Origin of the sequence: Tardiphaga sp. vice154 (genome assembly GCF_007018645.1) — a bacterium.
GTDB lineage: Bacteria > Pseudomonadota > Alphaproteobacteria > Rhizobiales > Xanthobacteraceae > Tardiphaga.
Window position 1 is genome coordinate 2,442,851 of sequence record NZ_CP041399.1, and the last position, 22,548, is coordinate 2,465,398.

Genomic DNA, 22,548 nt, shown 5'->3' on the forward strand with positions numbered 1-22,548 from the left:
AAACAGTCGGATTTTTATCGGCGCTTCATCCGCCGTGCCACCGGCGCGGATCGGCTGGCCTGCCGCGAGATCCTCCGCCACCCGGCTGCGGCGCGCAGAAACTAAGGTCGCAACAACGCCCTGATTGTCTGCGGCGACACCGGGAGCTGCGAGATCGCGCCGGGCATTTGAAGCGCGTCGTCGATCGCGGCGGCCAATGCCGCGCCCACCGCGTTGGTGCCGCCTTCGCCGGCGCCTTTGACGCCCATCGGATTGAGCGGGCTCGGCGCGTCCTCGGAGACGATCACATCGACGTCAGGAACTTCGCGCGCCGTCGGCATCAGGTAGTCCGCAAAGGTCACGGCGAGCGGCTCGCCGCGGTCGTCATAGGTGAACTCCTCATAAAGCGCGCCGCCGATGCCCTGCGCCACGCCGCCGACGATCTGGCCCTCGACCAGCATCGGGTTAATGGCGCGACCGACATCGTAAGCGACGAGATAGCGCTCGATATCGATGCCGCCGGTGTCGCGCGCGAGGCTGACCACGGCGACATGCACGCCGTAGGGATAGGTCATGTGCGCGGACTCGAAGGTAGCCTCGGCCGACAGGCCGGGCGCCTCGTCGCCGAGCAGTTTCGAGCCCGGTGCGAGTGCTGCGGCGATCTGGCCGAGCCCGACCGACGGGCCGATTGCGTTGCCGGTCTGCACGATCTGGCCGTCGACGATGTCGAGCTCGCCTGATGGCAACTGCATCAGTTCGGCGGCGGTGGTCAGCACCTTGTCGCGCAGCTTGATCGCCGCGAGCCGCGTCGCTTCACCGGTCATCACGGTGACGCGCGAGGCAAAGGCGCCGAGGCCGCGCCCGATGCGGTTGGTCTGGCCGTGGATCACGTTGATCTGGTCATAGCCGACGCCGAGCGTGTCGGCGCAGATCTGCGCGATCACGGTCTCGACGCCCTGGCCGACGGACGCCGCACCGGTCACGACCTCGACATGCCCCGTCGTATCGATCGTGATGCGGACGTCGTCGAACGGGCCGAGCCCGCTCTTCTCGACAAACATCGCCACGCCAGCGCCGACCAACTCGCCAGCTTCACGGCGCTGCTTGATGTCAGCCTGCAAGGCGTCCCAGCTGACGCCGTTCAACGCCTTGTCGAGCAGCCCGGCATAGTCGCCGGAATCCAGCACGATGTGGGTGCCGAGCGTTTCCAGCGCGCGCGTCACCGGCATCTCGCTCTTGTCGATCAAATTGCGCCGGCGCACCTCGACAGTGTCGATGCCGATCTCGGCCGCGATCGCGTCGAGCAATCGCTCGCGCACAAACGTGCTTTCATAGCGGCCGGGGGCGCGGTAGGTGCCGCCGGGCGTCTTGTTGGTGAGGCGGATATGGCCGGCGGCGCGATAGGCGGGCACGCGGTAGGGACCCGGCAGCATCGCCGCGGCGAGATCCGGCACGGTGGCGGCATGGGTGCGCATGTAGCCGCCCTGGTCGTGATAGAACTCGTCGTCGATCGCCAGGATGTGGCCTTCGCTATCGATGGCGGCGCGGATGTGGTGGGTCTGCTGCCGCGAATGATTGGCGGCAATCAGGTGCTCGCGGCGGTCCTCGATCCATTTGACGGGACGGCCGAGCCGCAGCGCGGCGAGGCAGACCAGCACGTCTTCCGGATACAGCTCGCCGCGGATGCCGAAGCCGCCGCCGACATGGCCCTCGAACAGGTTCATGGAGAGCTGTGGCCGGCCAAACATTGTCGCGAGCTGGTCGCGATTCCAGTGCGGCACTTTCGCCGCGCCGTACATTTCCAGCACGTCTTTCACCGCATTATAGCGCCCGATCGCGCCGCGCGTTTCCAGGGGAACGCCGGAGTGCCGGCCGATCGACAGCGACAGGCTGACGGTGGCATGCGCTTTCGCAAACGCCGCGTCGACGTCGCCATAGCCCTTGCGGATCACCGCGGGCTCGGTCGGCAGACCATCGCGGAATTCGCCGGTCGGGCCATCGGCCTCGAGAATGACGGGCAATTCCTCGATCTCGACGACGACGTGTTCGGCGGCGTCTTCGGCGAGATAGGCATTCTCGGCGAACACCACGGCAACGGGATCGCCGACATAGCGCACGCGGTCTTTGGCCAGAATGGTCTGGCGGTAGGCGGCGAGCGCTTCGAGTTTTGTCAGGCGGAAATCGATCGGCGGCACGTCGGCGACCTCCGCGAAGGACCACGCCGCCACGACGCCGGGGATCGCCAGTGCCGGCGCCAGATCGACCGACAGGATGTTGCCGTGGGCATAGGTCGAGCGCACCACGCGCATGTAGAGCTGGTTCGGGAAGTTGACGTCGGCGGCGAACAGGCCCTGGCCGCGCAGCAGCGGGCCGTCTTCCTTGCGGGTAACCGACTGGCCGATCAGCTTCGGTTTGGCCGGGGCGTTCACGGCTGCCGCATCTCGATGGCGGCAGCGCGCACCGCCTTGATGATGTTCTGATAGCCGGTGCAGCGGCACAGGTTCGACGACAGTACGTCGACCAGATCGTCGTCGGAAATGTCCGGCTCCTTCTCCAGCACGCCGACCGCGAGCATCAGGAAGCCCGGCGTGCAGAAGCCGCATTGCAGGCCATGGTGCTCCATGAAGGCCTTCTGCATCGGATGCATCTCGTCGCCGCGGGCAAGCCCTTCGATGGTGCGGATCTCTTTGCCCGCGGCCTGCTGCGCGAACATCAGGCAGGAGCGCACCGGCTCGCCATCCACCAATACGGTGCAGGCCCCGCAGATGCCGTGCTCGCAGCCGATATGGGTCCCGGTCTGGCCGCACTCCTCGCGGATCGCATCCGCCAGCGTGCGGCGCGATTCCACGGAGATGGCGTGGTCGCGGCCGTTGATGGTGAGCGTGATACTGGTCTTGTCGGTCATGTCGATTTTCCGCTGCTGCGCAGGGCCGCGCGTATCCGTTGCGGCGTGGCCGGCATCTCGTCGATCGAGACGCCGAAGGAAGAGAGCGCGTCGTTGATCGCCGAGATCACCGCTGCCGGCGCGCCGATCGCACCGCCTTCGCCGAGGCCCTTGGCCCTGGTGATGGTGTTGCCGGTCAGCGTCTCGATGTGATGCAGCTCGATTTCGGGAATTTCATGCGACGTCGGCGGCAGGAAGTCCGCGAGCGTACTGCTCATGATGTTGCCGGTCTCGTCATAGATGATCTCTTCGAGAATGGCGTTGCCGATGCCCTGCGCGACGCCGCCATGCACCTGGCCGTCGGCGATCATCGGATTGATGATGAGGCCGGCGTCCTCGGCGACTAGAAATTTCTGCACCTCGACCCGCCCGGTTTCGATATCGACCTCGACGATGGCGACATGGCAGGCGTTGGAGAAGGTGCCGGAGGGATCGTAGGTGCCGGTCTCGGTCATGCCCGGCTCGATCGTACCGTTGAAGACCTGCAGCGAGTGATAGGCGGCGCGCGACAGCGCGGCGATGGTGATCGTGCGATCGGTGCCGATGACATGCGCGGCGCCGGAGTGCAGCGTGATGTCCTCGGGCGATGCCTCGAGCAGGTGGCTCGCCATCTTGATAAGCTTGGCGCGGATTTTTTGCGCGGCGATCAGGCTGGCGCCGCCGGTCAGCACCATCGAGCGGCTGGCAAAGGTGCCCCAGCCATAGGGCGAGCGATCGGTGTCGCCATGCACGACCTTGATGATAGCAGGATCGACGCCGAGCTCGTCGGCGATGATCTGCGCCAGCGAGGTGCGTAGGCCCTGACCGTGCGGCGACGAGCCGATCCGCGCCTCGATGAAGCCGGAGGGATCGATGGTGAGATGCACCGTCTCGAAACCCGGCGAGATCGCCATGCCGCGCGCGGCGAAAGCCGGTGTGCCGTAGCCGGTGCGCTCGGAGAAGGTCGCAAAGCCGATGCCGAGATAGCGGCCGGCATCGCGCGCCTTTTTCTGGCGTTCGCGGAATGCAGTGAGGTCGATGGCGGCAATCGCCATCTCCATCGTCGCTCTGTAGGAGCCGTCGTCAAACACGAGGCCGGTGGCGGAGGTGTAAGGGAATTCATCGATCAGGTTGCGGCGACGAAGCTCGGTCGGCTCGATGCAGAATTTCGCCGCGGCCTTGTCCATCAGCCGTTCCAGCGCAAAGGTGATCACCGGCCGCGACACGCCGCGATACGGCGCCATCGGGCAGGTGTGGGTCAGCACGCCGCGCGACCGGCAGTCATAGGCCTGCACGTTATAGGGGCCGGGCAGTTCGGCCAACGCCATCAGCGGCTCGACGCCCGACGTGGTCGGGAAGCAGGAATAGGCGCCGATATTGGCGACGATGTCGCCGCGCAGCGCCAGCAGTTTGCCGGTCGCGTCGAACGCGCCTTCGATATCGATATGCTGGTCGCGGCTGTGATAGCTCGCGATCAGGTTTTCGCGGCGGTCCTCGGTCCACGCCACCGAGCTGCGCAGTTTTCGCGAAAGCCATACCAGCAACACGAATTCCGGACCGAGCGACATCTTCTGGCCGAAGCCGCCGCCGACATCCGGTGCGATCACGCGCAAATCGGATTCCGGCATGCCGAGAATATCGGAAATCGCGGTGCGCACCATATGCGGCATTTGCGTCGTGCAGGTCAGCGTGACCCTTCCTGTCGCGGCATCATAGGCGGCGTGGCCGGCGCGGGCTTCCATCGGCGTGGCGTTCTGCCGGCGCGAGCGGCCATCGACGCGGACGATGGTATGCGCGCTGTTCCAGACCTCGGTAAAACCCGGCGTGGTGATGCGGCCCTCGACGATGACATTGCCGGCAGCTTCGGCATGCACCAGCGGCGCGCCGTCGGCGAGCGCGTCCATGCCATCGACCAGCGCCGGCGTCTCGGATATCTCGACCTCGATCTGGTCCGCAATGTCTTCGGCAAGGTCCTTGGCCGACGCATAGACCGCGACGATCGGCTCGCCGGTGAAGCGCACCACGCCATCGGCAAGGATCGGCTGGCCGACCGGGACATAAGCGAACTTGCTCAGCATCGGCCGGATCGGCTTCAGCGCAACGAGGTCGGCCGCCGTGATGACGGTGGCGCCGTCCGGCGCGGCGATGTTCTCAATGGTCCCGGCCGCGACAGGGCTGCGCACGAAGCGGACCCAGTGCACCGCCGGGAGGTCCGCGGTGAACCGGCCCTGTCCGGTGACGAGGGCAGGGTCTTCAACCCGCCGCAGCGAACGTCCGACCCAGCTGGTGCCGGAGCCCTTCTGGTGCACCGTCATCCCGCAGCGTGCTCCAGCGCGCGGCGCGTCACCGCGCGCACAAGGTCGCAACGATATTCGGCCGTGGTCTGGATGTCTTCCAGCGGATCGACCGCCTGGGCCGCGGCTTCGCCGGCGGCGACGAACAGTTCGACCGAGGGCGGCTGGCCATTGAGTACGGCTTCGGCCTCAGCGATACGCCGCGGGCGGTCCTCGGCGCCGCCGATGCCGACATGGGCGTCCGCGATCACGCCATCGACCAGCCGATACGTCACGAGCGCCGCGGCCATCGCGAAATCGCCCGCGCGGCGGCTGAATTCGTAGAAGCCGAATTGCGTATCGTCCGGCAGCAGCGGAAGCCGCACCTCTGCGAGGAATTCGTCTTCGGCCAGCGAGGTAGACATGATGCCTTCGAGGAAATCCTCGATTGCAACGATGCGCTCGCCCCGCACGCTCTTGACCACCAGTCTCGCGCCGAGCGTTGCCGACACCAGGCACCATTCCGACGACGGGTCGGCATGCGCGAGGCTGCCGCAGAAGGTGCCGCGCGTGCGGATCGGATAATGCGCGATGTGGCCGCAGACGAACGACAGCAGCTTGCCCAGCACGCCGTCAACGACCGGCTTGGCGAACGCACCATGGCGGGCGCGAGCGCCGATCGAGAAGTAGTCGCCGTCAATCGCGACGCGGTCGAGCCCCTCGACCTCGTTGATGTCGATCAGATGCACCGGCCGCGCCATGCGAAACGCCATGATCGGCACCAGGCTCTGACCGCCGGCGAGGATGCGGCCGTCCTGCGGCGCAAACTCCGCCAGCGCGGCGACGACCTCGTCGACGGTGCGCGGAACGTGGCGGGTGAACGGTGCCGGCTTCATCGGAAACCCCATGCAGGTGGGCTGAAAATCGCTTGTATGCTAACAATCGGTCGCTGGATGTCAATGTAACGCGCTGGCGCAAATCGGGGCTTTTGCTGCCTCCATTGGCGGCGGTTTTGGCAAGCGGTGCAAGCCGGATTTTGATCTTACGCCCGGATGCAGGCGCAACCGGGCTTCACGTCCCGTCGCGGTCTAGCGCGAAGTCGTCGAGCAGTGCGGCGTGTTCACCGGCGATGGCGCCGCAGATCAGTTGCGCTGCCATGTAACTGAAGGTGATGCCGTTGCCGCCATAGCCATAGGCCGCGTAGATGCTCCGATGCTGCGGCACCGGCCCGATCAGCGGCAGGCCGTCGCTGGTGGTGTCGAAGGTGCCGGCCCAGCTGAATTCGATGTCCAGCTCGGCGCGCGGCCACAGGGCCGCGAGCTTCTTGACCAGCGCTTGCGTCTTGGCGGGGATCAGCGCGTCGCGCGTATTGGGATCGATGATCTCGTCGCTGTCCTCGCCGCCGATGATGATGCGGCCGGTCGCGGTCGAGCGGGCGTAGAGATAGTCCTTGCTGTCTTCCCAGATCAGCGCGCCGTCACGCCAGATGTTACCGGGCTGCGGCCTGGTGGCGACCGCCCAGCTCGACGACGGCGTCTGCACTTTCGTGTGCACGATGTCCGGCATCACATAGCCGGTGGCGAGCACGACGTGGCGCGCCTCGATGGTGCCGCCGTCCTTCAGCTGCACGCCGATTGTATGCGCTGAGGAATCATAGGCGACCGCCTCGCCCTCGAACAGCCGGGCGCCGCGGCCGACCGCGACCTTCAGCAGTCCACTCGCCAGTTGCAACGGATCGGCGTCCGCAGAACCCGGCGACAGCAGCGCGCCGGCGCGGGCGATGTCGTATTCCGACAGCAGTCGGGGATGGTCGAGAAAGGCGCCGGGCAGGCCGGCGCGTTGCCGCAGCGCTTGCTCCTCGATCAGGTCTTTGGCGCTCTCGCCGGCAGCCAGATACAGCGAATCCTTGTCGCGCATCTCGCAGGGCAGCGCGAGGCGCTGCACCAGCGCCTTCAGCCCATGTACAGACTCGTAGCTGGCGCGATAGGCGCGCATAGCGCGCTCAAAGCCGTACAGGTTGGTCAATTCGACCAGCGATCGATCGATCTCCCACAGCAGCATCGCCGTGCTGGCCGCGGTGCTGCCGCGGCCCGGCAGTTCGCGGTCGATGAGGACGATATCGAGCCCCTGTCGCGTCAGTTCTTCGGCCACCAGCGATCCGGTGATGCCGCAGCCGACGATCAGCACGTCGCAAATTGTGTCCTGCGTGAACGGACGACGCACGAACGAAGTCGCGCTGAACCACGGCGAACAGCCGCCGCGCAAATCCGCTTGCTCGGTCGTGTCGGTATCAAGGTCGGAAATGGCATCACCAAAATATAAGTGAAAACGATGACTATCAGGCTCTGACGGACCCCCAGCCCTGCGCAACCGGGCCGTTCGCACGTCAATTTGCGGATTGGCGATCGGTTCTTTGCACCGCCTGCCTTTGGCAACGGCATCGTCTATCCGACGGTTCGCCAAGCCGGCGGCACCTGCCTCGTCGCCTTCCGGCCCGACCTCGTCCAGAACCTGCGGCAGGGCGCCGTCTGGCGCCTTCGATGGCAGGGCATGGCCACGCCGACGGCGACGCGTCAGGCCTGACGGAGGAGGTGGCGAACTTTTCAAGCACAAGGTGCTTTCCCCGTGCCCGCGTTGGTGGGATAATGGGGGATGGCGCTGCGTCGGCTCATCAACCTGGCTTTGGCTCTTTGCGTGACCTTCGGTCTCGCGATGGGGCCCGTGGTGACGCCTGCGGCGGCCATGCAGGCGTCGATGGCGATGGACGACATGTCGACGATGTCTTCGGACACCATGTCTTCGGGCACCATGTCCGCGGACATGCCGTGCTGCCCGTCCGAGCCGAAGAGCAAGAATTGCCCGGATTGCCAATTGATGGCGATCTGCGTGATGAAGACCGTGCAGGCCGGCCCCTCGCCGGCGCCCGCGATGGTGGTTCGGCACGCGGTGCGGACGTCGCATCTGTTCATGGACGACATGCTAGCGGACGGCGTCGCGCGTCCCCCTCCCGACCATCCCCCTCGCGTCTGATCTGACCGGTTAACGCCATCGGCTCCGCGCTTTCCGCGTGGAGACGCGTGCCGCTTTGCGGCGGATCAGATCATTCGAGGACTTCACATGAAAGCGTTTCACTTCGCGCGGGCGATGCCGCTCGCGCTCGCTATCGCCATGGCCGGCATCGCAACGACGGCGCGCGCCGACATCAAGGACTACAAGTTCGAGCTTGTCGACCAGACCGTGAAGGCCGGTACGACCGACAGGGTCTTCACCGTCAGGCTGGTCAACACGAAGACCGGCAAGCCGGTGCCGGACGCCGTCGTCTTCGCGACACGTCTGGATATGTCGACGGACGGCATGCCGGAAATGGCCACCAAGATCGCGCCGGTGCCGGGGGCGGAGCCGGGGACCTACAAGTTCAAGGCGACGTTCGGCATGGCCGGCCGCTGGCAATTGTCGCTGGGCGCGAAGATCCAGGGCGAGACCGGTTCGGTCGACAGCAAGCTCGTCATCACGGCGCAGAAATGACCCGCGCCTTGCTCGCCTGCACCGCCGCCGCGTTGATCGCGGTGGCGGGTGGCGGCTACGCGTGGCGTCCTTTTGCGCGCGTCGCCGCCATCGTCACCCCCGCCGCCGCGCAGCAGGCCGGCGCGGTTTTGTATTACGAAGATCCCGACGGCAAGCCGGACTACTCGCCGGTGCCGAAGACCACCGCGGACGGGCGCGACTACCGTCCCGTCTTCGCCGCCAGCGAACCCGAACCGAGCCCGACCAGACCGCCAGCGTCGCATGCTGCCCCCCCCGGCGACCGCAAGATCAAATACTACCGCAATCCGATGGGGCTTGCGGACACCTCGCCGGTGCCGAAGAAGGATTCGATGGGGATGGACTACATCCCGGTGCTCGACGGCGAGGATTCCGACGACGGTGTGGTGCGGCTGTCGCTGGGCAAGATCCAGCGGGCGGGCGTCAAGTCCGAGCCGGCGGCGCGGCGGGTGATCCAGACCGTGATCCGCGCGCCCGGCACCATCCAGCTCGACGAACGGCGCGTTTCGGTGATTTCGATGCGCTCGGAGAGCTGGGTGCAGAAGGTCGCCGATGTCACCACCGGCACCAGGGTCCGCAAGGGCCAGCCGCTGATGGACATCTACAGCCCCGCGGTCGCGTCCGCGGCGGCCGAATATGTCGCGACGCTGAGATTGAAGACGCCGGCCGGCGAAGCGGGCTACGGCCGGGGATCCCGCCTGCGCCTGATCAATCTCGACGTACCGGAGCCGGTGATCGTCGATATCGAGAAGAGCGGCGCGGTCCCGCTCGCCATCGCCTGGACCGCGCCGCGCGACGGCATTGTGCTGGAGCGCAACGCGATCGAGGGGATGCGAGCGCAACCCGGCGACGTGTTGTTCCGCATCGCCGATGTTTCGGCGGTGTGGGCGCTGGTCGATGTCGCCGAGCGCGATCTCGGCGCCATCGCCGTCGGACAACACGTTAATGTGCGCGCGCGCAGTTTCACCGGGCGCGAATTCGCAGGTGTGATCAGCGTGATCTATCCGCAGGTCAACCGCGACACCCGTACTGCACGTATCCGCATCGAACTGGCGAATGCCGATCTGGCATTGCTGCCGGATATGTATATCGACGCGGTGATCGGCTCCGGTAGCCCCGATCCGGTGGTCGCCATTCCGGAGAGTGCGGTGCTCGACAGCGGCAGCCGACAGGCGGTGTTCGTCGACAAGGGGGAAGGCCGCTTCGAGCCGCGCGCTGTCACACTGGGTCGCCGCAGCGACGGCTATGTCGAGATCCGCGAGGGGATCGACGATGGCGAGCCGGTGGTGGTGTCGGCGAACTTTCTGATCGATGCGGAGAGCAACCTGAAGGCCGCGCTGAAGGGCTTTTCCGAAGGAAGCGCGCAATGATCGCCCGTATCATCAGTTGGTCGGCGCGCAACCTGTTGCTGGTGCTGTTCGGCACCGGCTTCGCGGCCGCCGCCGGAATCTACGCGCTGGCCCATCTGCCGCTCGACGCCATTCCGGATCTCTCCGACACCCAGGTGATCGTCTACACCGAATATCCCGGGCAGGCGCCGCAGGTGATCGAGGACCAGGTCACCTATCCCCTGACTACGGCGATGCTGACGGTGCCGAAGTCGAAGGTTGTGCGTGGCTTCTCGTTCTTCGGCGTGTCGTTCGTCTATGTCATCTTCGAGGACGGCACCGACATTTACTGGGCGCGCTCGCGCGTGCTGGAATTCCTCAACGGCGCGGCGGCGCGGCTGCCGGCCGGCGTTGTGCCGACCATGGGGCCGGACGCCACCGGCGTCGGCTGGGTCTACCAATACGCGATCATGTCGAAGGAGCTGAACCTCGCCGACGCCCGCACGCTGCAGGACTGGAATCTGAAATTCGCGCTCGCCAAGGCGGAAGGCGTCGCCGAGGTCGCCTCGGTCGGCGGCTTCGTCAAACAGTACAATGTCGTGCTCGATCCCCAGCGGATGCGCGATCTCGGCATCACCATGCCGAAGATGCGCGACGCGATCCGCGCCAGCAATGCCGATGTCGGCGGTCGCACCGTCGAACTGTCCGAATTCGAATATGTCATCCGCGGCAAGGGCTATCTCAAATCGATCAACGATCTCGGCAATGTCGTGCTGAAAACCAACAACGGCACGCCGGTGCTGCTGCGCGACGTCGCGCGCGTCGAGCTCGGCCCGGATGAGCGGCGCGGCATCACCGAACTGAACGGCGAGGGCGAGGTCGCCGGCGGCATCGTGCTGCAGCGCTTCGGCGTCAACGCGCTCGACGTCATCGACAACGTCAAGAAGCGATTTGCGGAGATCGCCAGCGGCCTGCCTAAATCCGTCGAGATCGTCGCGGTCTACGATCGCTCGAACCTGATCAACGCGGCGATTGCCACGCTGAAGTACACGCTGCTGGAAGAGAGCGTCGTCGTCGCACTGGTCTGCATCGTGTTCCTGCTGCATGTCCGCAGCGCGCTGGTGGCGATCCTGATGCTGCCGGTCGGCGTGCTTTTGGCCTTCGCCGCGATGAAGCTGCTCGGCATCGGCTCCAACATCATGAGCCTCGGCGGCATCGCGATCGCGATCGGCGCGATGATCGACGCCGCCATCGTGATGATCGAGAATGCCCACAAGCATCTGGAACGCGCACCGCCGGGAAAACCGCGCGTCGAAATCCTGATCGAGGCGGCGTCCGAGGTGGGGCCGGCGCTGTTCTTCAGCCTGCTGATCATCACCGTGTCGTTCATGCCGATCTTCACGCTGGAATCGCAGGAGGGCCGGCTGTTCAGCCCGCTGGCCTTCACCAAGACCTTTGCGATGGCGGCGGCGGCGATCCTGTCGGTGACCTTGGTGCCGGCGTTGATGGTGCTGTTCGTCCGCGGCAGGATCATTCCGGAGCACAAGAACCCGATCAACCGATTCCTGATCTGGGTCTATCGGCCCGTCATCAAGGCCGTGATGCGCGCGAAGCTCGTCGTCGTGGCTCTCGCGATCGCGATACTGGCGGGCAGCATCTGGCCGGCCAGCCGACTCGGCACTGAATTCATGCCGAACCTCAACGAGGGCACCCTGTTGTACATGCCGACGACGCTGCCGGGAATCTCGGTCACCAAGGCCGGCGAGTTGCTGCAGATGCAGGACCGTATCATCCGGTCTTTCCCGGAAGTGTCGTCGGTCTACGGCAAGGCGGGACGCGCCGCGACCGCGACCGATCCGGCGCCGTCGGAGATGTTCGAGACCATCATCAACCTCAAGCCGAAGCAGGAATGGCGGCCGGGCGTGAACATCGACGGCCTGGTCGCCCAGATGGACAAGGCGCTGCAATTTCCCGGCGTGTCCAACGCCTGGACGATGCCGATCAAGGCGCGCACCGACATGCTGTCGACGGGCATCCGCACGCCGGTCGGCGTCAAGGTGATGGGGGCGGACCTGGTCGAACTCGACAGACTCGCCCGGCAGATCGAGCAGGTGCTGAAGGTGGTGCCCGGCACGTCGTCGGCCTATGCCGAACGCAGCCTCGGCGGCTATTACCTCGACATCACGCCGGATCGCGACGGGCTGGCGCGCTATGGCCTGATGATCCAGGACGTGCAGGATGTGATCGCGACGGCGTTGGGCGGGCAGATCGTGACCACCACGGTGGAAGGCCGCCAGCGCTTCGGCGTCAACATGCGCTATCCCCGCGATCTCCGCGACAGCCCGCAGGCGATCGCCAGCGATGTGCTGGTGCCGCTGCCGAATGGCGGTGCCGTGCCGCTCGGCGAGGTCGCGAAGATCGCGCCGACGCGCGGACCGACCGCGATCCGCACCGAGAACGGACAGCTCGCGACCTACATCTATGTCGATATCCGCGACCGTGACCTCGGCGGCTACGTCGCGGACGCGCAGCGCGCCGTGCAGGCCAGCATCAACTTTCCGGCCGGCTACTACGTGACGTGGAGCGGCCAGTACGAATATCTCGAACGCGCCACCGCGCGGCTGAAGATCGTCGTGCCGGTGACGCTGCTGCTGATCTTTCTGCTGTTGTACCTGAACTTCCGGTCGATCGCGGAGACGCTGATCGTGATGCTGTCGCTGCCGTTCGCGCTGGTCGGCGGGCTCTGGCTGATGTGGGCGCTCGGCTTCAACCTGTCGGTGGCGGTCGCGGTCGGCTTCATCGCGCTGGCCGGCGTCGCCGCCGAGACCGGCGTGGTCATGCTGATGTATCTGAACCATGCTTTGGCGGCGATCCAGGCGCAGCGCGCCAGCGAAGGCCGTCCGCTGACGCGCGGCGATCTCTATGAGGCAGTGATGGAAGGCGCCGTCGAGCGGGTTCGTCCGAAGATGATGACGGTGGTGGCGATCATGGCGGGCCTGCTGCCGATCCTGTGGAGCACCGGCACCGGCTCGGAGATCATGCAGCGCATCGCGGTGCCGATGATCGGCGGCATGATCTCCTCGACGCTGCTGACGCTGATGGTGATCCCGGCGATCTTTGCGCTGGTGAAAGGCGCGGGGCTCAAGGTTGCGGATGAGGCGTAGCGGGACGTTGCGCCGGGCAGGGCAGGAGCCTTGCGGTGACGGGGCGCGCGGCGTCCCGAATTCCGCTACAATGGGCTGGCAAATCGGTCGCAAGATCGCAGTTATGGTGTAAGTCATTGATCGCTAATTCAAAATTTTCCGTCGCCCCCATGATGGACTGGACCGACCGCCACTGCCGCGTGTTTCACCGGCTGATGACGCGGCAGGCGCTGCTCTATACGGAGATGCTGACCACCGGCGCGATCATTCATGGCGACCGGCAGCGGCTGCTGGGTTATGACGCGAGCGAGCATCCGGTGGCGCTGCAGCTCGGCGGTTCCGATCCGGCGCATCTCGCGGAAGCCGCGAAGATCGGAGAAGACTTTGGCTATGACGAGATCAACATCAATGTCGGCTGCCCCTCGGATCGCGTGAAGGACGGCCGGTTCGGCGCCTGCCTGATGGCCGAGCCGGAGCTGGTGGCGCAGGGCGTCGCGGCGATGAAGGCGGCGGTGCGCGTGCCGGTCACGGTGAAATGCCGGATCGGCATCGATGACCAGGATCCCGAAGTGGCGCTCGACACGCTGGCGCGCGCGGTGGTCGCGGCCGGCGCCGACGGCCTCGTCGTGCATGCGCGAAAGGCCTGGCTGAACGGGTTGTCGCCGAAGGAGAACCGCAACATCCCGCCGCTGGATTACGACCGCGTCTATCGGCTGAAGGCGTCATTGCCGGACATGCCGGTGGTGATCAATGGCGGCATCGTTGGCGTTACGGAAGCCAAGGCGCATCTCGATCGCGTCGATGGCGTGATGCTGGGACGCGCCGCCTATCAGGAGCCGTGGCGGCTCTTGGCGGTCGATCCCGAACTGTTCGGCGAGGCAGCACCCTTTGCGTCGATGAAAGACGTGTTCGAGGCGATGATGCCGTATATCGCCGACCAGCTCGCGCAGGGCACCCGGCTGCATTCGATGACCAAGCATTTTGTCGGCGCATTCCACGGCGTGCGCGGCGCGCGCGCGTTTCGGCGCTATCTGTCGGAGAATGCCACGAAGCACGGCGCCGGCATCGAGGTGCTGCGCGAGGCGATCGCACTGGTCGAGGTCGACGCGCTGGAAGAGGTCGCGGCTTAAGGATATCCCCGCAGCATCAGCTTTTCCGGCCGGACTTCCCAGCTCTCCAGCCGGTCGAGGAAGCTCATGCCGAGCAGGTTGGTCTTCATCTGGCCGCGCGGCACCACCAGCGCCGGGACCGAGCGTTCGACCAGCTTGCCGACGGCCAGGCGGTCCAGCGTCAGGCGGGCAGCGCGGGTGTGGCCGGCGGCGGTTTCGACCTCGACATTGTAGACCAGCAGTTCCAAGGGCAGGCCGAGCGCCCGGGCCGTCTCCCAGGTCAGCACCACCGACGTCGCGCCGGTGTCGATTACCATCGGCGCGGTGACGCCGTTGATCGTGGCCTGCAGGCCGAACTCGCCGGTGTTGCCGCGCGGCACTTCGACGGCGCGGGGCGGCGGCGGCATCTGCTTGCGCAGCAGGTCGGAGACCAGCGCGCCGGCTTTTGAGATCTGCACCGGATCGCCATAGGCCCAGGCCGCGCCGGCGGTGGCCGCGACCAGCACGATCAGCAGCATCACCCGGCTCAAAGCGCACCGTTCAGGACGTGGCGGATTTCTTCGGGGCGTAGGTCGAGGACGGCGCTAGCCCGGCCTCCGCCATGCGCGCGTCGAGCTGCGCCATGACGGCCTGCCGCTCGGCGCTTGGCATCTTGAACCAGCTGCCGATCTCCGGGAGCGTGCGTCCGCACCCCAGACAGAGTCTGGTCTTGGGATCGATGATGCAGACGGCGATGCACAGCGTTTCCTGGCTCATGGTTCGACAGTGAAGCGGTTTGCAGCGGTTTCGCAAGCCTTGTCTAAAGTCCGGTGCCGGCGCTCATGATCGGCTTGTTACGGGGACGGTGCCGTTCGTCAGCGGCATTGGCGGTGTAATCGGGCTGCAGCGGCGGGCCATCGTCGGTCAACGGCGCCAGCGCCGACATCACGCGCTCCGGCGGGAAGGTGATGATCACCTCGGTGCCGACCCGCAGCTTGGATTTCAGCGTGAACGTGCCGCCGTGCATGTCGATCAGGCTTTTCGCGATCGGCAGGCCGAGGCCGGCGCCCTGTTCGGCGGATTTGATCGAATTCGAGCCCTGGCCGAACGAGGCCAGCACGATCGGGATCTCGTCCTCGGCGATGCCCGAGCCGGTGTCCTTGCAGGAGAGATATTGCCCACCCGAGGCGGTCCAGCCGACCTTCAGCCAGATCTCGCCGCCCTGCGGCGTGAATTTGATCGCATTTGACAGCAGGTTCAGCACGATCTGGCGCGCCGCGCGCTCGTCGCCCCAGATCCGCGGCATGCCCAGTTCGAAAACTTCGTGGATGGTGATGCCGCGGCTGGAGGCGCGCAGCTTCAACAAATGATGGCAATCGGCGACGACATGGACCAGCGAGACGGCTTCCTCATTGAGCTCGTAGCGGCCGGCCTCGATGCGGCTGAGATCGAGGATCTCGTTGATCAGATTGAGCAGATGTACGCCGGAATTATGGATGTCGGCGGAATAGTCCTTGTAGACCGGCACCGCATGGCCGCCGAAGATCTCGCTCTTCATCACTTCGGAGAAACCGAGAATGGCGTTCAGCGGGGTGCGCAGCTCGTGGCTCATCTGCGCGAGAAAGCGCGACTTGGCGACATTGGCGGCCTCGGCGCGGTGGCGGGCTTCATCGGAGATCGCCTTGGCCTGTTCGAGTTCGCCGATCAGCGCGTCCTTTTCGGCGCGCGCTTCCAGCGTCGCCAGCGTGGTCGAGTGCAACCGGTGCGCCAGCAGCGCGAAATAGCCTTCGGCGGCGATCGCCAATGCCGCCAGCACGTAATTGTCGAGCGAGCCGCGCATCGCGAAATTGAAGGCGACGCCGAGCGTCACCGGGGCGGTGGCGGCGAAGGCGGCGATCGGCAGGCTGGCGGCCAGCATGCTGGACACCGCGACCACCAGCAGCATCAGGAACATCATCAGCGAGTTGGAGACGAGATCGACGCCGGTCGGGTGCACCAGCACCACCGTCCAGCACATGCCGTAGAGCAGGTCGAACAGGATGAACTTCATCCGCCAGCGCCGCGCGCCCTGCGCCGAGGGCGGCTCGGCTAGGTAACGCTTGCAGGCGTGGATGATCATGGCGTGGATGCAGAACATCCCGCAGGCCCACATCGCGGCATCGAGCGGCTGTGCCCAGAAGCCGAACAGGAAGCCGGTTCCGATCACCAGCAGCGTCACGACGAGGGAGGCCGACAGCCGGGTCTGGGCGTATTGGCGCAGCAATTCGCGGTCGAACGCGGGCCTTGTTCCGGACGTAGACGTTAACCGGTCGCGCGCCTCTCGCACGCGCCTTTGCGCCACGCGGCGGTCGCGCACCGGCGCCTCGACCGGGCTTTCGGCCGGAAGATCGACCACTTCAGGCCTGTTGGCGGGCTTACTCATCACAACAACACAAATCCTGCACCCGGACGCGCGGGTTTTCACGGTCTCTATCAGTGCCGCACAATCATTAAGAGGTGCCTTAACAAACGCCGGATTTCAGTTAATTTTTGATGACGAATGGAAGTCAGGCGGGGCGGCAGGCCCCGCCTGAAACGTCGAGCGCCGGGCCTAGCGCTGCAGCCGCGCCAGCAGGCTCGACGTATCCCAGCGCTTGCCGCCCATCGTCTCGACTTCCGAGTAGAAGTTGTCGACCACGGCCGTGACCGGCAGGCTGGCGCCGTTGCGGCGGGCCTCCGCCAAGCAGATCGAAAGGTCCTTTCGCATCCACTCGACCGCGAAGCCGAAATCGAACTTGCCGTCGTTCATGGTCTTGTAGCGGTTCTCCATCTGCCAGGATTGCGCGGCACCCTTCGAGATCACCTCGACCACGGCATTGACGTCGAGCCCGGCCTTCTTGGCGAAATGAATGCCCTCGGACAGAGCCTCGACGAGGCCCGCGATGCAGATCTGGTTGACCATCTTGGTGAGCTGGCCGGAGCCGGCGGGGCCGAGCAGCTTCTGCATCTTGGCGTAGGATTCGATGACCGGGGCGGCCTTGGCATAGGCGGCGTCGGTTCCGCCGCACATCACGGTCAGCGCGCCGTTCTCCGCACCGGCCTGGCCGCCGGACACCGGGGCGTCGATGAAGTGGAACCCGGCCTTGGTCGCGGCGGCGTCGAGTTCGCGGGCGACCTCGGCGGAGGCGGTGGTGTGATCGACGAAGATCGCGCCCTTGGCCATGCCGGCAAAGGCGCCGTCCGGCCCGATGGTCACGGCGCGCAAATCATCGTCATTGCCGACGCAGGCCATGACGAAATCCTGGCCTTCGGCGGCGGCCTTAGGGGTTGGTGCGGTATTGCCGCCGAATTTGTCCGCCCACGCCTTGGCCTTGGCCGAATTGCGGTTGTAGACGGTGACGTCGTGCTTGCCCTTGGCCACCAGGTGACCCGCCATCGGGAAACCCATGACGCCGAGACCGATGAAAGCAATTTTGGCCATGTCCGTGCCCTTTGATATGTCGGCTTGAGCGCCGAACGTGCTGTGGGGAGAGGGGAGGGCGCCTTCGCTACCGAAGGCTGCGGGGAGTTCGAGCGGCAGCATAGAGGCTGAAGTCGGTGCCGCAAGTCCCGACCGCATGACGTGGTGCGATGCAGCATAATGGCCGTCCGGCCGCGCGAGAATGAGCATGCACTCGGCACCGAATAGCTCTATGTCTCCGGTGTGAAATCGACGGCCGGGAGAGTTCCAGTGAGCGTGACAAAACAGCAGGTTCTAGACGGTCTGGCCAAGGTGATGTCGCCGCGCGGCGTGGCGCTGCCGCAGGCCAATGTGCTGTCGGAGATTGCCGTGACGGACGGCAAGGTCATGTTCTCGATCAATGTCGATGCCGCCGAAGCTCGCGCCTGGGAGAGCGTGCGGGCCCAGGCCGAGGCCGCCGTGCGCGCGGTTCCTGGCGTCACCGGCGCGATGGTCGCGCTGACCGCCGAGCGCAAGCCCGGCGCCGCCGCGCCGGCGCCGCACAGCCACGCCCCCAAGCCCGGCGTGCAGCCGGTGTCGGCGCATCGTCCGCCGGCCAATCCGAACGGTTCGCCGATGGCTCAGCAGGCCGTGATCCCCGGCATCGCCTCGATCATCGCGGTGGCGTCCGGCAAGGGCGGTGTCGGCAAGTCGACCACCTCGCTCAACCTCGCGCTTGGGCTGCGTGATCTCGGGCTTCGCGTCGGTCTGCTGGATGCCGACATCTACGGCCCCTCGGTGCCGCGGCTCACCGGCATTCGCGACAAGCCGGTTCTCAACGATGATCGCAAGATGATCCCGATCGCGAAATTCGGTCTGTCGATCATGTCGATTGGCTTCCTGGTCGAGGAAGAGACCGCGATGATCTGGCGCGGCCCGATGGTGATGTCGGCGATCACCCAGATGCTGCGCGATGTCGCCTGGGGCACGCTCGACGTGCTGGTCGTCGACATGCCGCCCGGCACCGGCGACGCGCAGCTCACGCTGGCGCAGAACGTGCCGCTGAAAGGCGCGGTGATCGTTTCGACGCCGCAGGACCTGGCGCTGATCGATGCCCGCCGGGGACTTGCGATGTTTACCAAGGTCAACGTGCCGGTGCTCGGGATCATCGAGAACATGAGCTATTTCCAGTGCCCGGAATGCGGCACGCGTTCCGACATCTTCGGCCACGGCGGCGCGCGGCACGAGGCCGAACGGCTCGGCGTGCCGTTCCTCGGCGAGGTGCCGCTGCACATGTCGATCCGCGCGATGTCGGACGCCGGCACTCCGGTCGTGAACAGCGAGCCGGACGGTCCGCATGCTGCGATCTACCGCTCCATCGCGGCCCAGGTGCGCGACCAGTTGCAGGGTGTCACCGCCGCCGCCTGATCCGGTACTCCACAAGCCCTTGTCGTGTATGCCGCATAGAACTTTCGTTTAATTGGGGCTGCGAGGGTGCATGCCGCGTTTTCCGCGGCCGACGATCCATGCTACAGACCCCTCCTACCAGAGCGTCTTCGGCTGAATCGCACGATGATTGAGCCGCTGAACATGCTCCCGGGGATTTAGGGAAGAACGTCTGCAACAGGAGAGTTGAATGAAGCGCCGTGAATTTTTGAAAGTATCGACGGCCGGAGCAGCGGTAGCTGCGGTGGCGTCGCCTGCGATTGCGCAGTCGATGCCCGAGGTCAAATGGCGCCTGACGTCGAGCTTCCCGAAGTCGCTCGATACGATCTATGGCGGCGCCGAGCAGATGGCGAAGCAGGTCGCCGAAATGACCGACAACAAATTCCAGATCCAGGTGTTCGCGGCGGGTGAAATCGTCCCCGGCCTGCAGGCGCTGGATGCGGTCTCCAACGGCACCGTCGAGATGTGCCACACCGTGTCCTACTACTACGTCGGCAAGGATCCGACCTTCGCGATCTTCGCCTCGGTGCCGTTCGGCCTCAACGCCCGCCAGCAGAATTCCTGGTTGTACCAGGGCGGCGGCATCGAGCTTGCCAATGAGTTCTACAAGAAGTTCGGCGTCATCGGCATGCCGTGCGGCAACACCGGCACGCAGATGGGCGGCTGGTTCCGCAAGGAGATCAAGACCGTCGCCGACCTGTCCGGCCTGAAGATGCGGATCGGCGGCATCGCCGGCCAGGTGCTGCAGAAAGTCGGCGTGGTGCCGCAGCAGCTCGCCGGCGGCGACATCTACCCGTCGCTGGAGAAGGGCACGATCGACGCTGCCGAATGGGTCGGCCCCTATGACGACGAGAAGCTCGGCTTCCAGAAGGTCGCGAAGTATTATTATTATCCCGGCTTCTGGGAAGGCGGCCCGACGGTGCATGCCTTCACCAATCTGGAAAAGTTCAACTCGCTGCCGAAGAACTACCAGGCGATTCTCACCAATGCCTGCAACAACGCCAATAGCTGGATGGCGGCACGCTACGACCTGCAGAACCCCGGCGCGCTGAAGCGCCTGGTCGCCGGCGGCACGCAACTGCGCCCCTTCACCAACGAGGTGCTGGATGCCTGCCTGAAGGCGACCAACGAATTGTGGGGCGAGATCTCCGCGAAGAACGCCGACTTCAAGAAGTCGATCGACGCCATGCAGGCCTACCGCTCCGATCAATATCTGTGGTGGCAGGTCGCCGAATACACCTATGACAGCTTCATGATCCGCTCGCGCACCCGCGGCTAGCGGCGACGTAACCAGACACCGAAACAGGCCCGGCCTCGCGAGAGGCCGGGTTTTTTGCGTTGCGTCGTTCGAATCGTCGTGGATTCCCGATGGAACCTGGATCATGCTGTCGCAACGCCCTCGACAAGAAGGGCGACCGGCACATTCACATCCAGGGAGAATATCATGAAGCGTCGTGAGTTCATCAGGGCTGCGGGTCTCGGGGCCGCAGGCGCCGTCATCGCCGCACCGGCCATTGCGCAATCGTCGCCGGAGCTCAAGTGGCGGTTGACGTCGAGCTTTCCGAAATCCCTGGACACCATCTACGGCGCAGCCGAGGTGTTTTCGAAAGCCGTCGCCGAAGCCACCGACAACAAGTTTCAGATCCAGGTGTTCGCCGCCGGCGAGATCGTGCCCGGGCTTCAGGCGCTGGATGCCGTCTCCAACGGCACCGTCGAGATGTGCCACACGGCGACCTATTATTACGTCGGCAAGGATCCGACCTTTGCTTTCGGCACCGCCGTGCCGTTCGGCCTGAACAGCCGGATGCAGACCTCTTGGTTGCAGGTCGGCGGCGCCGCCGAGCTCTTCAACGAGTTTCTCAAGCCCCACAACGTCATCGGCTTCGTCGCCGGCAACACCGGATGCCAGATGGGCGGCTGGTTTCGCAAGGAGATCAAGGAGGTCGCGGATCTCAGCGGCCTGAAGATGCGGATCGGCGGATTTGCCGGACGCGTGCTGACCAAGCTTGGCGTTGTACCGCAACAGGTCGCCGCCGGTGACATCTACCCTTCGCTCGAGAAAGGCACCATCGATGCCGCGGAATGGGTCGGCCCCTATGACGACGAGAAGCTCGGCTTCCAGAAGGTCGCCAAGCACTATTATTACCCGGGCTTCTGGGAGGGCGGGCCGTCACTGCACAATCTCGTCAACCTCGCAAAATGGGAGCAGCTTCCGCCCGCCTACAAGTCGATCATCCGGACGGCATCGTCGCTCGCCAACGAGACCATGCAGGCGCGCTATGACGCCTATAATCCGCCGGCGCTGAAGCGGCTGGTGGCCGGCGGAACGCAGTTGCGCGCGTTTCCGGCGGTCGTCATGGATGCGTCGCTGAAGGCGGCCAACGAGGTCTATGCGGAAACCGCCGCGAGCAATCCCGGCTTCAAGAAGCTGTACGACAGCATGGTGGCGTTTCGCGGCGATCAGTACACTTGGTGGCAGGTCGCGGAATACAGCTTCGACAGCTTCATGATCCGCTCGCGCACACGCGCCTGAGCAAGGCTGTGCGAGATTGGAGCCCGGCCTTCGAAAGAAGGCCGGGCTTTTCGTTGCTGTTGTGTATCGTCGCGGGCCAGCTCCGAATCCGCTAAGGCATCGTCAAAGGGAGCCCACGCCATGACCGAATCCGAAATCGAAACCGCAGCGCAGCTGCTCGCCGAGGCACGTCGGAGCGGGGTTCTGATCGATGCGCTGCCGGTGGTGCCGTCGTCGGTGGCCGAGGCGCATGCGATCCAGGATCGGGTTGCTGCGCTTATCGGCCAGCAAGTGGGCGGCTTCAAGATAGGCGGCGCGCCGGGCGAACCGACGCGCGGGCTGATCTTTGCGCCGATGATCCGCCCGAGCCCGGCGCAGATGTCCGAGGCCGAGGTGCCGCATCTCGGCGTCGAGGGCGAGATCGCCTTCCGTTTTACCCGAGATCTGCCAGCCGCCGACCGGCCGTACACGCGCGGACAGGTGGCGCAGTCCGTTGCGGTATCGCCGGCCATCGAGATCGTGTCGGGCCGTTATCGCGACCCGCGCGGCCGGCCGGGTCTGGAGCAGCTTGCCGACTGCACCATCAATGGCGGGCTGGTGTTCGGCGAGGAGATCGCCGACTGGTCGCATCTCGATCTGCCGAACCTGCGCATCACCATGCTGGTGAACGGCGAGCAGGTTTTCCAAAAGCGGGGTGGCCATCCAACCGGAGATCCGCTCGCCGCTGCGGTCACGCTCGCCAACATGTTGCCGGATGGCGTCAAGGCCGGCCAGATCGTCACCACCGGCAGCTGGACCGGCATGGACTTCCTCAAGCCCGACGATCACTGCCTGGTGCGGTTCGACGGGCTGGGCGAAGCCGAAGTGGTGTTCGACGGCTAGGCTGGCCGCCCGA

Annotated in this window: 19 protein-coding genes; 10 read left to right on the top strand and 9 right to left on the bottom strand. The window is 65.5% G+C overall.

Annotated features, from left to right (window positions below; genetic code table 11):
• Positions 1-101 precede the first annotated feature (101 nt).
• From FIU28_RS11355 to FIU28_RS11375, 5 genes are all read right to left on the bottom strand, one after another.
• On the bottom strand, positions 102-2,408 hold the full coding sequence (locus tag FIU28_RS11355) for a xanthine dehydrogenase family protein molybdopterin-binding subunit (protein ID WP_143573071.1): 2,307 nt from the start codon (positions 2,406-2,408) through the stop codon (positions 102-104).
• Positions 2,405-2,884 carry a (2Fe-2S)-binding protein gene (locus FIU28_RS11360; protein ID WP_143573072.1) on the bottom strand — a complete coding sequence of 160 codons (480 nt, stop codon included), beginning with the start codon at positions 2,882-2,884 and terminating at the stop codon, positions 2,405-2,407. The genes FIU28_RS11355 and FIU28_RS11360 overlap by 4 nt, the downstream gene beginning before the upstream one ends.
• The gene (locus tag FIU28_RS11365) at positions 2,881-5,217 is read right to left on the bottom strand and encodes a xanthine dehydrogenase family protein molybdopterin-binding subunit (protein WP_143573073.1); all 2,337 of its coding nucleotides are present in this window, start codon (positions 5,215-5,217) and stop codon (positions 2,881-2,883) included. The genes FIU28_RS11360 and FIU28_RS11365 overlap by 4 nt, the downstream gene beginning before the upstream one ends.
• Positions 5,214-6,071 (bottom strand): FAD binding domain-containing protein, encoded by an 858-nt coding sequence (locus FIU28_RS11370; RefSeq protein ID WP_168202920.1) that lies wholly within the window; start codon positions 6,069-6,071, stop codon positions 5,214-5,216. The genes FIU28_RS11365 and FIU28_RS11370 overlap by 4 nt, the downstream gene beginning before the upstream one ends.
• A gap of 175 nt (positions 6,072-6,246) precedes the next feature.
• On the bottom strand, positions 6,247-7,440 hold the full coding sequence (locus FIU28_RS11375; protein WP_441351654.1) for an NAD(P)/FAD-dependent oxidoreductase: 1,194 nt from the start codon (positions 7,438-7,440) through the stop codon (positions 6,247-6,249).
• Positions 7,441-7,566: 126 nt separating this feature from the next.
• Between FIU28_RS11375 and FIU28_RS11380 the strand changes: the two genes are divergently transcribed.
• The 6 genes from FIU28_RS11380 to dusA all read left to right on the top strand — a co-directional run bounded on the left by FIU28_RS11380 (position 7,567) and on the right by dusA (position 14,319).
• Positions 7,567-7,758: an RES family NAD+ phosphorylase gene (locus FIU28_RS11380; protein WP_168204660.1), complete on the top strand. Its 192-nt coding sequence runs from the start codon at positions 7,567-7,569 to the stop codon at positions 7,756-7,758.
• A 69-nt stretch (positions 7,759-7,827) separates the two neighbouring features.
• Positions 7,828-8,205, top strand: coding sequence for a hypothetical protein (locus tag FIU28_RS11385; protein WP_143573076.1), 378 nt, complete (start codon positions 7,828-7,830; stop codon positions 8,203-8,205).
• Positions 8,206-8,292: 87 nt separating this feature from the next.
• A complete protein-coding gene (locus tag FIU28_RS11390) occupies positions 8,293-8,700 on the top strand; it encodes a FixH family protein (protein WP_143573077.1) in 408 nt (135 codons plus the stop codon).
• On the top strand, positions 8,697-10,088 hold the full coding sequence (locus FIU28_RS11395) for an efflux RND transporter periplasmic adaptor subunit (RefSeq protein ID WP_143573078.1): 1,392 nt from the start codon (positions 8,697-8,699) through the stop codon (positions 10,086-10,088). Before FIU28_RS11390 ends, FIU28_RS11395 begins: the two co-directional genes overlap by 4 nt.
• Positions 10,085-13,210, top strand: a complete 3,126-nt coding sequence (locus FIU28_RS11400; RefSeq protein ID WP_143573079.1) for an efflux RND transporter permease subunit — start codon at positions 10,085-10,087, stop codon at positions 13,208-13,210. The genes FIU28_RS11395 and FIU28_RS11400 overlap by 4 nt, the downstream gene beginning before the upstream one ends.
• Positions 13,211-13,326: 116 nt before the next feature.
• Positions 13,327-14,319, top strand: coding sequence for a tRNA dihydrouridine(20/20a) synthase DusA (dusA, locus tag FIU28_RS11405; protein WP_256365930.1), 993 nt, complete (start codon positions 13,327-13,329; stop codon positions 14,317-14,319).
• Here dusA and FIU28_RS11410 read toward each other — a convergent pair.
• The 4 genes from FIU28_RS11410 to FIU28_RS11425 form a co-directional block, all read right to left on the bottom strand.
• Complete coding sequence (locus FIU28_RS11410) at positions 14,316-14,828, bottom strand: TIGR02281 family clan AA aspartic protease (protein ID WP_143573081.1); 513 nt, start codon at positions 14,826-14,828, stop codon at positions 14,316-14,318. The two genes, dusA and FIU28_RS11410, sit on opposite strands and share 4 nt — an antisense overlap.
• Before the next feature lie 10 nt (positions 14,829-14,838).
• A complete protein-coding gene (locus FIU28_RS11415; RefSeq protein WP_143573082.1) occupies positions 14,839-15,054 on the bottom strand; it encodes a DUF1289 domain-containing protein in 216 nt (71 codons plus the stop codon).
• A 43-nt stretch (positions 15,055-15,097) separates the two neighbouring features.
• Positions 15,098-16,699: a sensor histidine kinase gene (locus tag FIU28_RS11420; protein WP_143573083.1), complete on the bottom strand. Its 1,602-nt coding sequence runs from the start codon at positions 16,697-16,699 to the stop codon at positions 15,098-15,100.
• A 168-nt stretch (positions 16,700-16,867) separates the two neighbouring features.
• The gene (locus tag FIU28_RS11425; protein ID WP_143573084.1) at positions 16,868-17,737 is read right to left on the bottom strand and encodes an NAD(P)-dependent oxidoreductase; all 870 of its coding nucleotides are present in this window, start codon (positions 17,735-17,737) and stop codon (positions 16,868-16,870) included.
• Between the two features lie 249 nt (positions 17,738-17,986).
• Here FIU28_RS11425 and FIU28_RS11430 point away from each other — a divergent pair, with 249 nt between their 5' ends.
• The 4 genes from FIU28_RS11430 (at position 17,987) to FIU28_RS11445 (ending at position 22,535) form a co-directional block, all read left to right on the top strand.
• Positions 17,987-19,123, top strand: coding sequence for an Mrp/NBP35 family ATP-binding protein (locus FIU28_RS11430; RefSeq protein ID WP_143573085.1), 1,137 nt, complete (start codon positions 17,987-17,989; stop codon positions 19,121-19,123).
• 208 nt (positions 19,124-19,331) lie between these two features.
• Complete coding sequence (locus FIU28_RS11435; RefSeq protein ID WP_143573086.1) at positions 19,332-20,420, top strand: TRAP transporter substrate-binding protein; 1,089 nt, start codon at positions 19,332-19,334, stop codon at positions 20,418-20,420.
• A gap of 165 nt (positions 20,421-20,585) precedes the next feature.
• Positions 20,586-21,674, top strand: coding sequence for a TRAP transporter substrate-binding protein (locus FIU28_RS11440; RefSeq protein WP_143573087.1), 1,089 nt, complete (start codon positions 20,586-20,588; stop codon positions 21,672-21,674).
• A 120-nt stretch (positions 21,675-21,794) separates the two neighbouring features.
• Positions 21,795-22,535: a 2-keto-4-pentenoate hydratase gene (locus FIU28_RS11445; RefSeq protein WP_143573088.1), complete on the top strand. Its 741-nt coding sequence runs from the start codon at positions 21,795-21,797 to the stop codon at positions 22,533-22,535.
• Positions 22,536-22,548 lie beyond the last annotated feature (13 nt).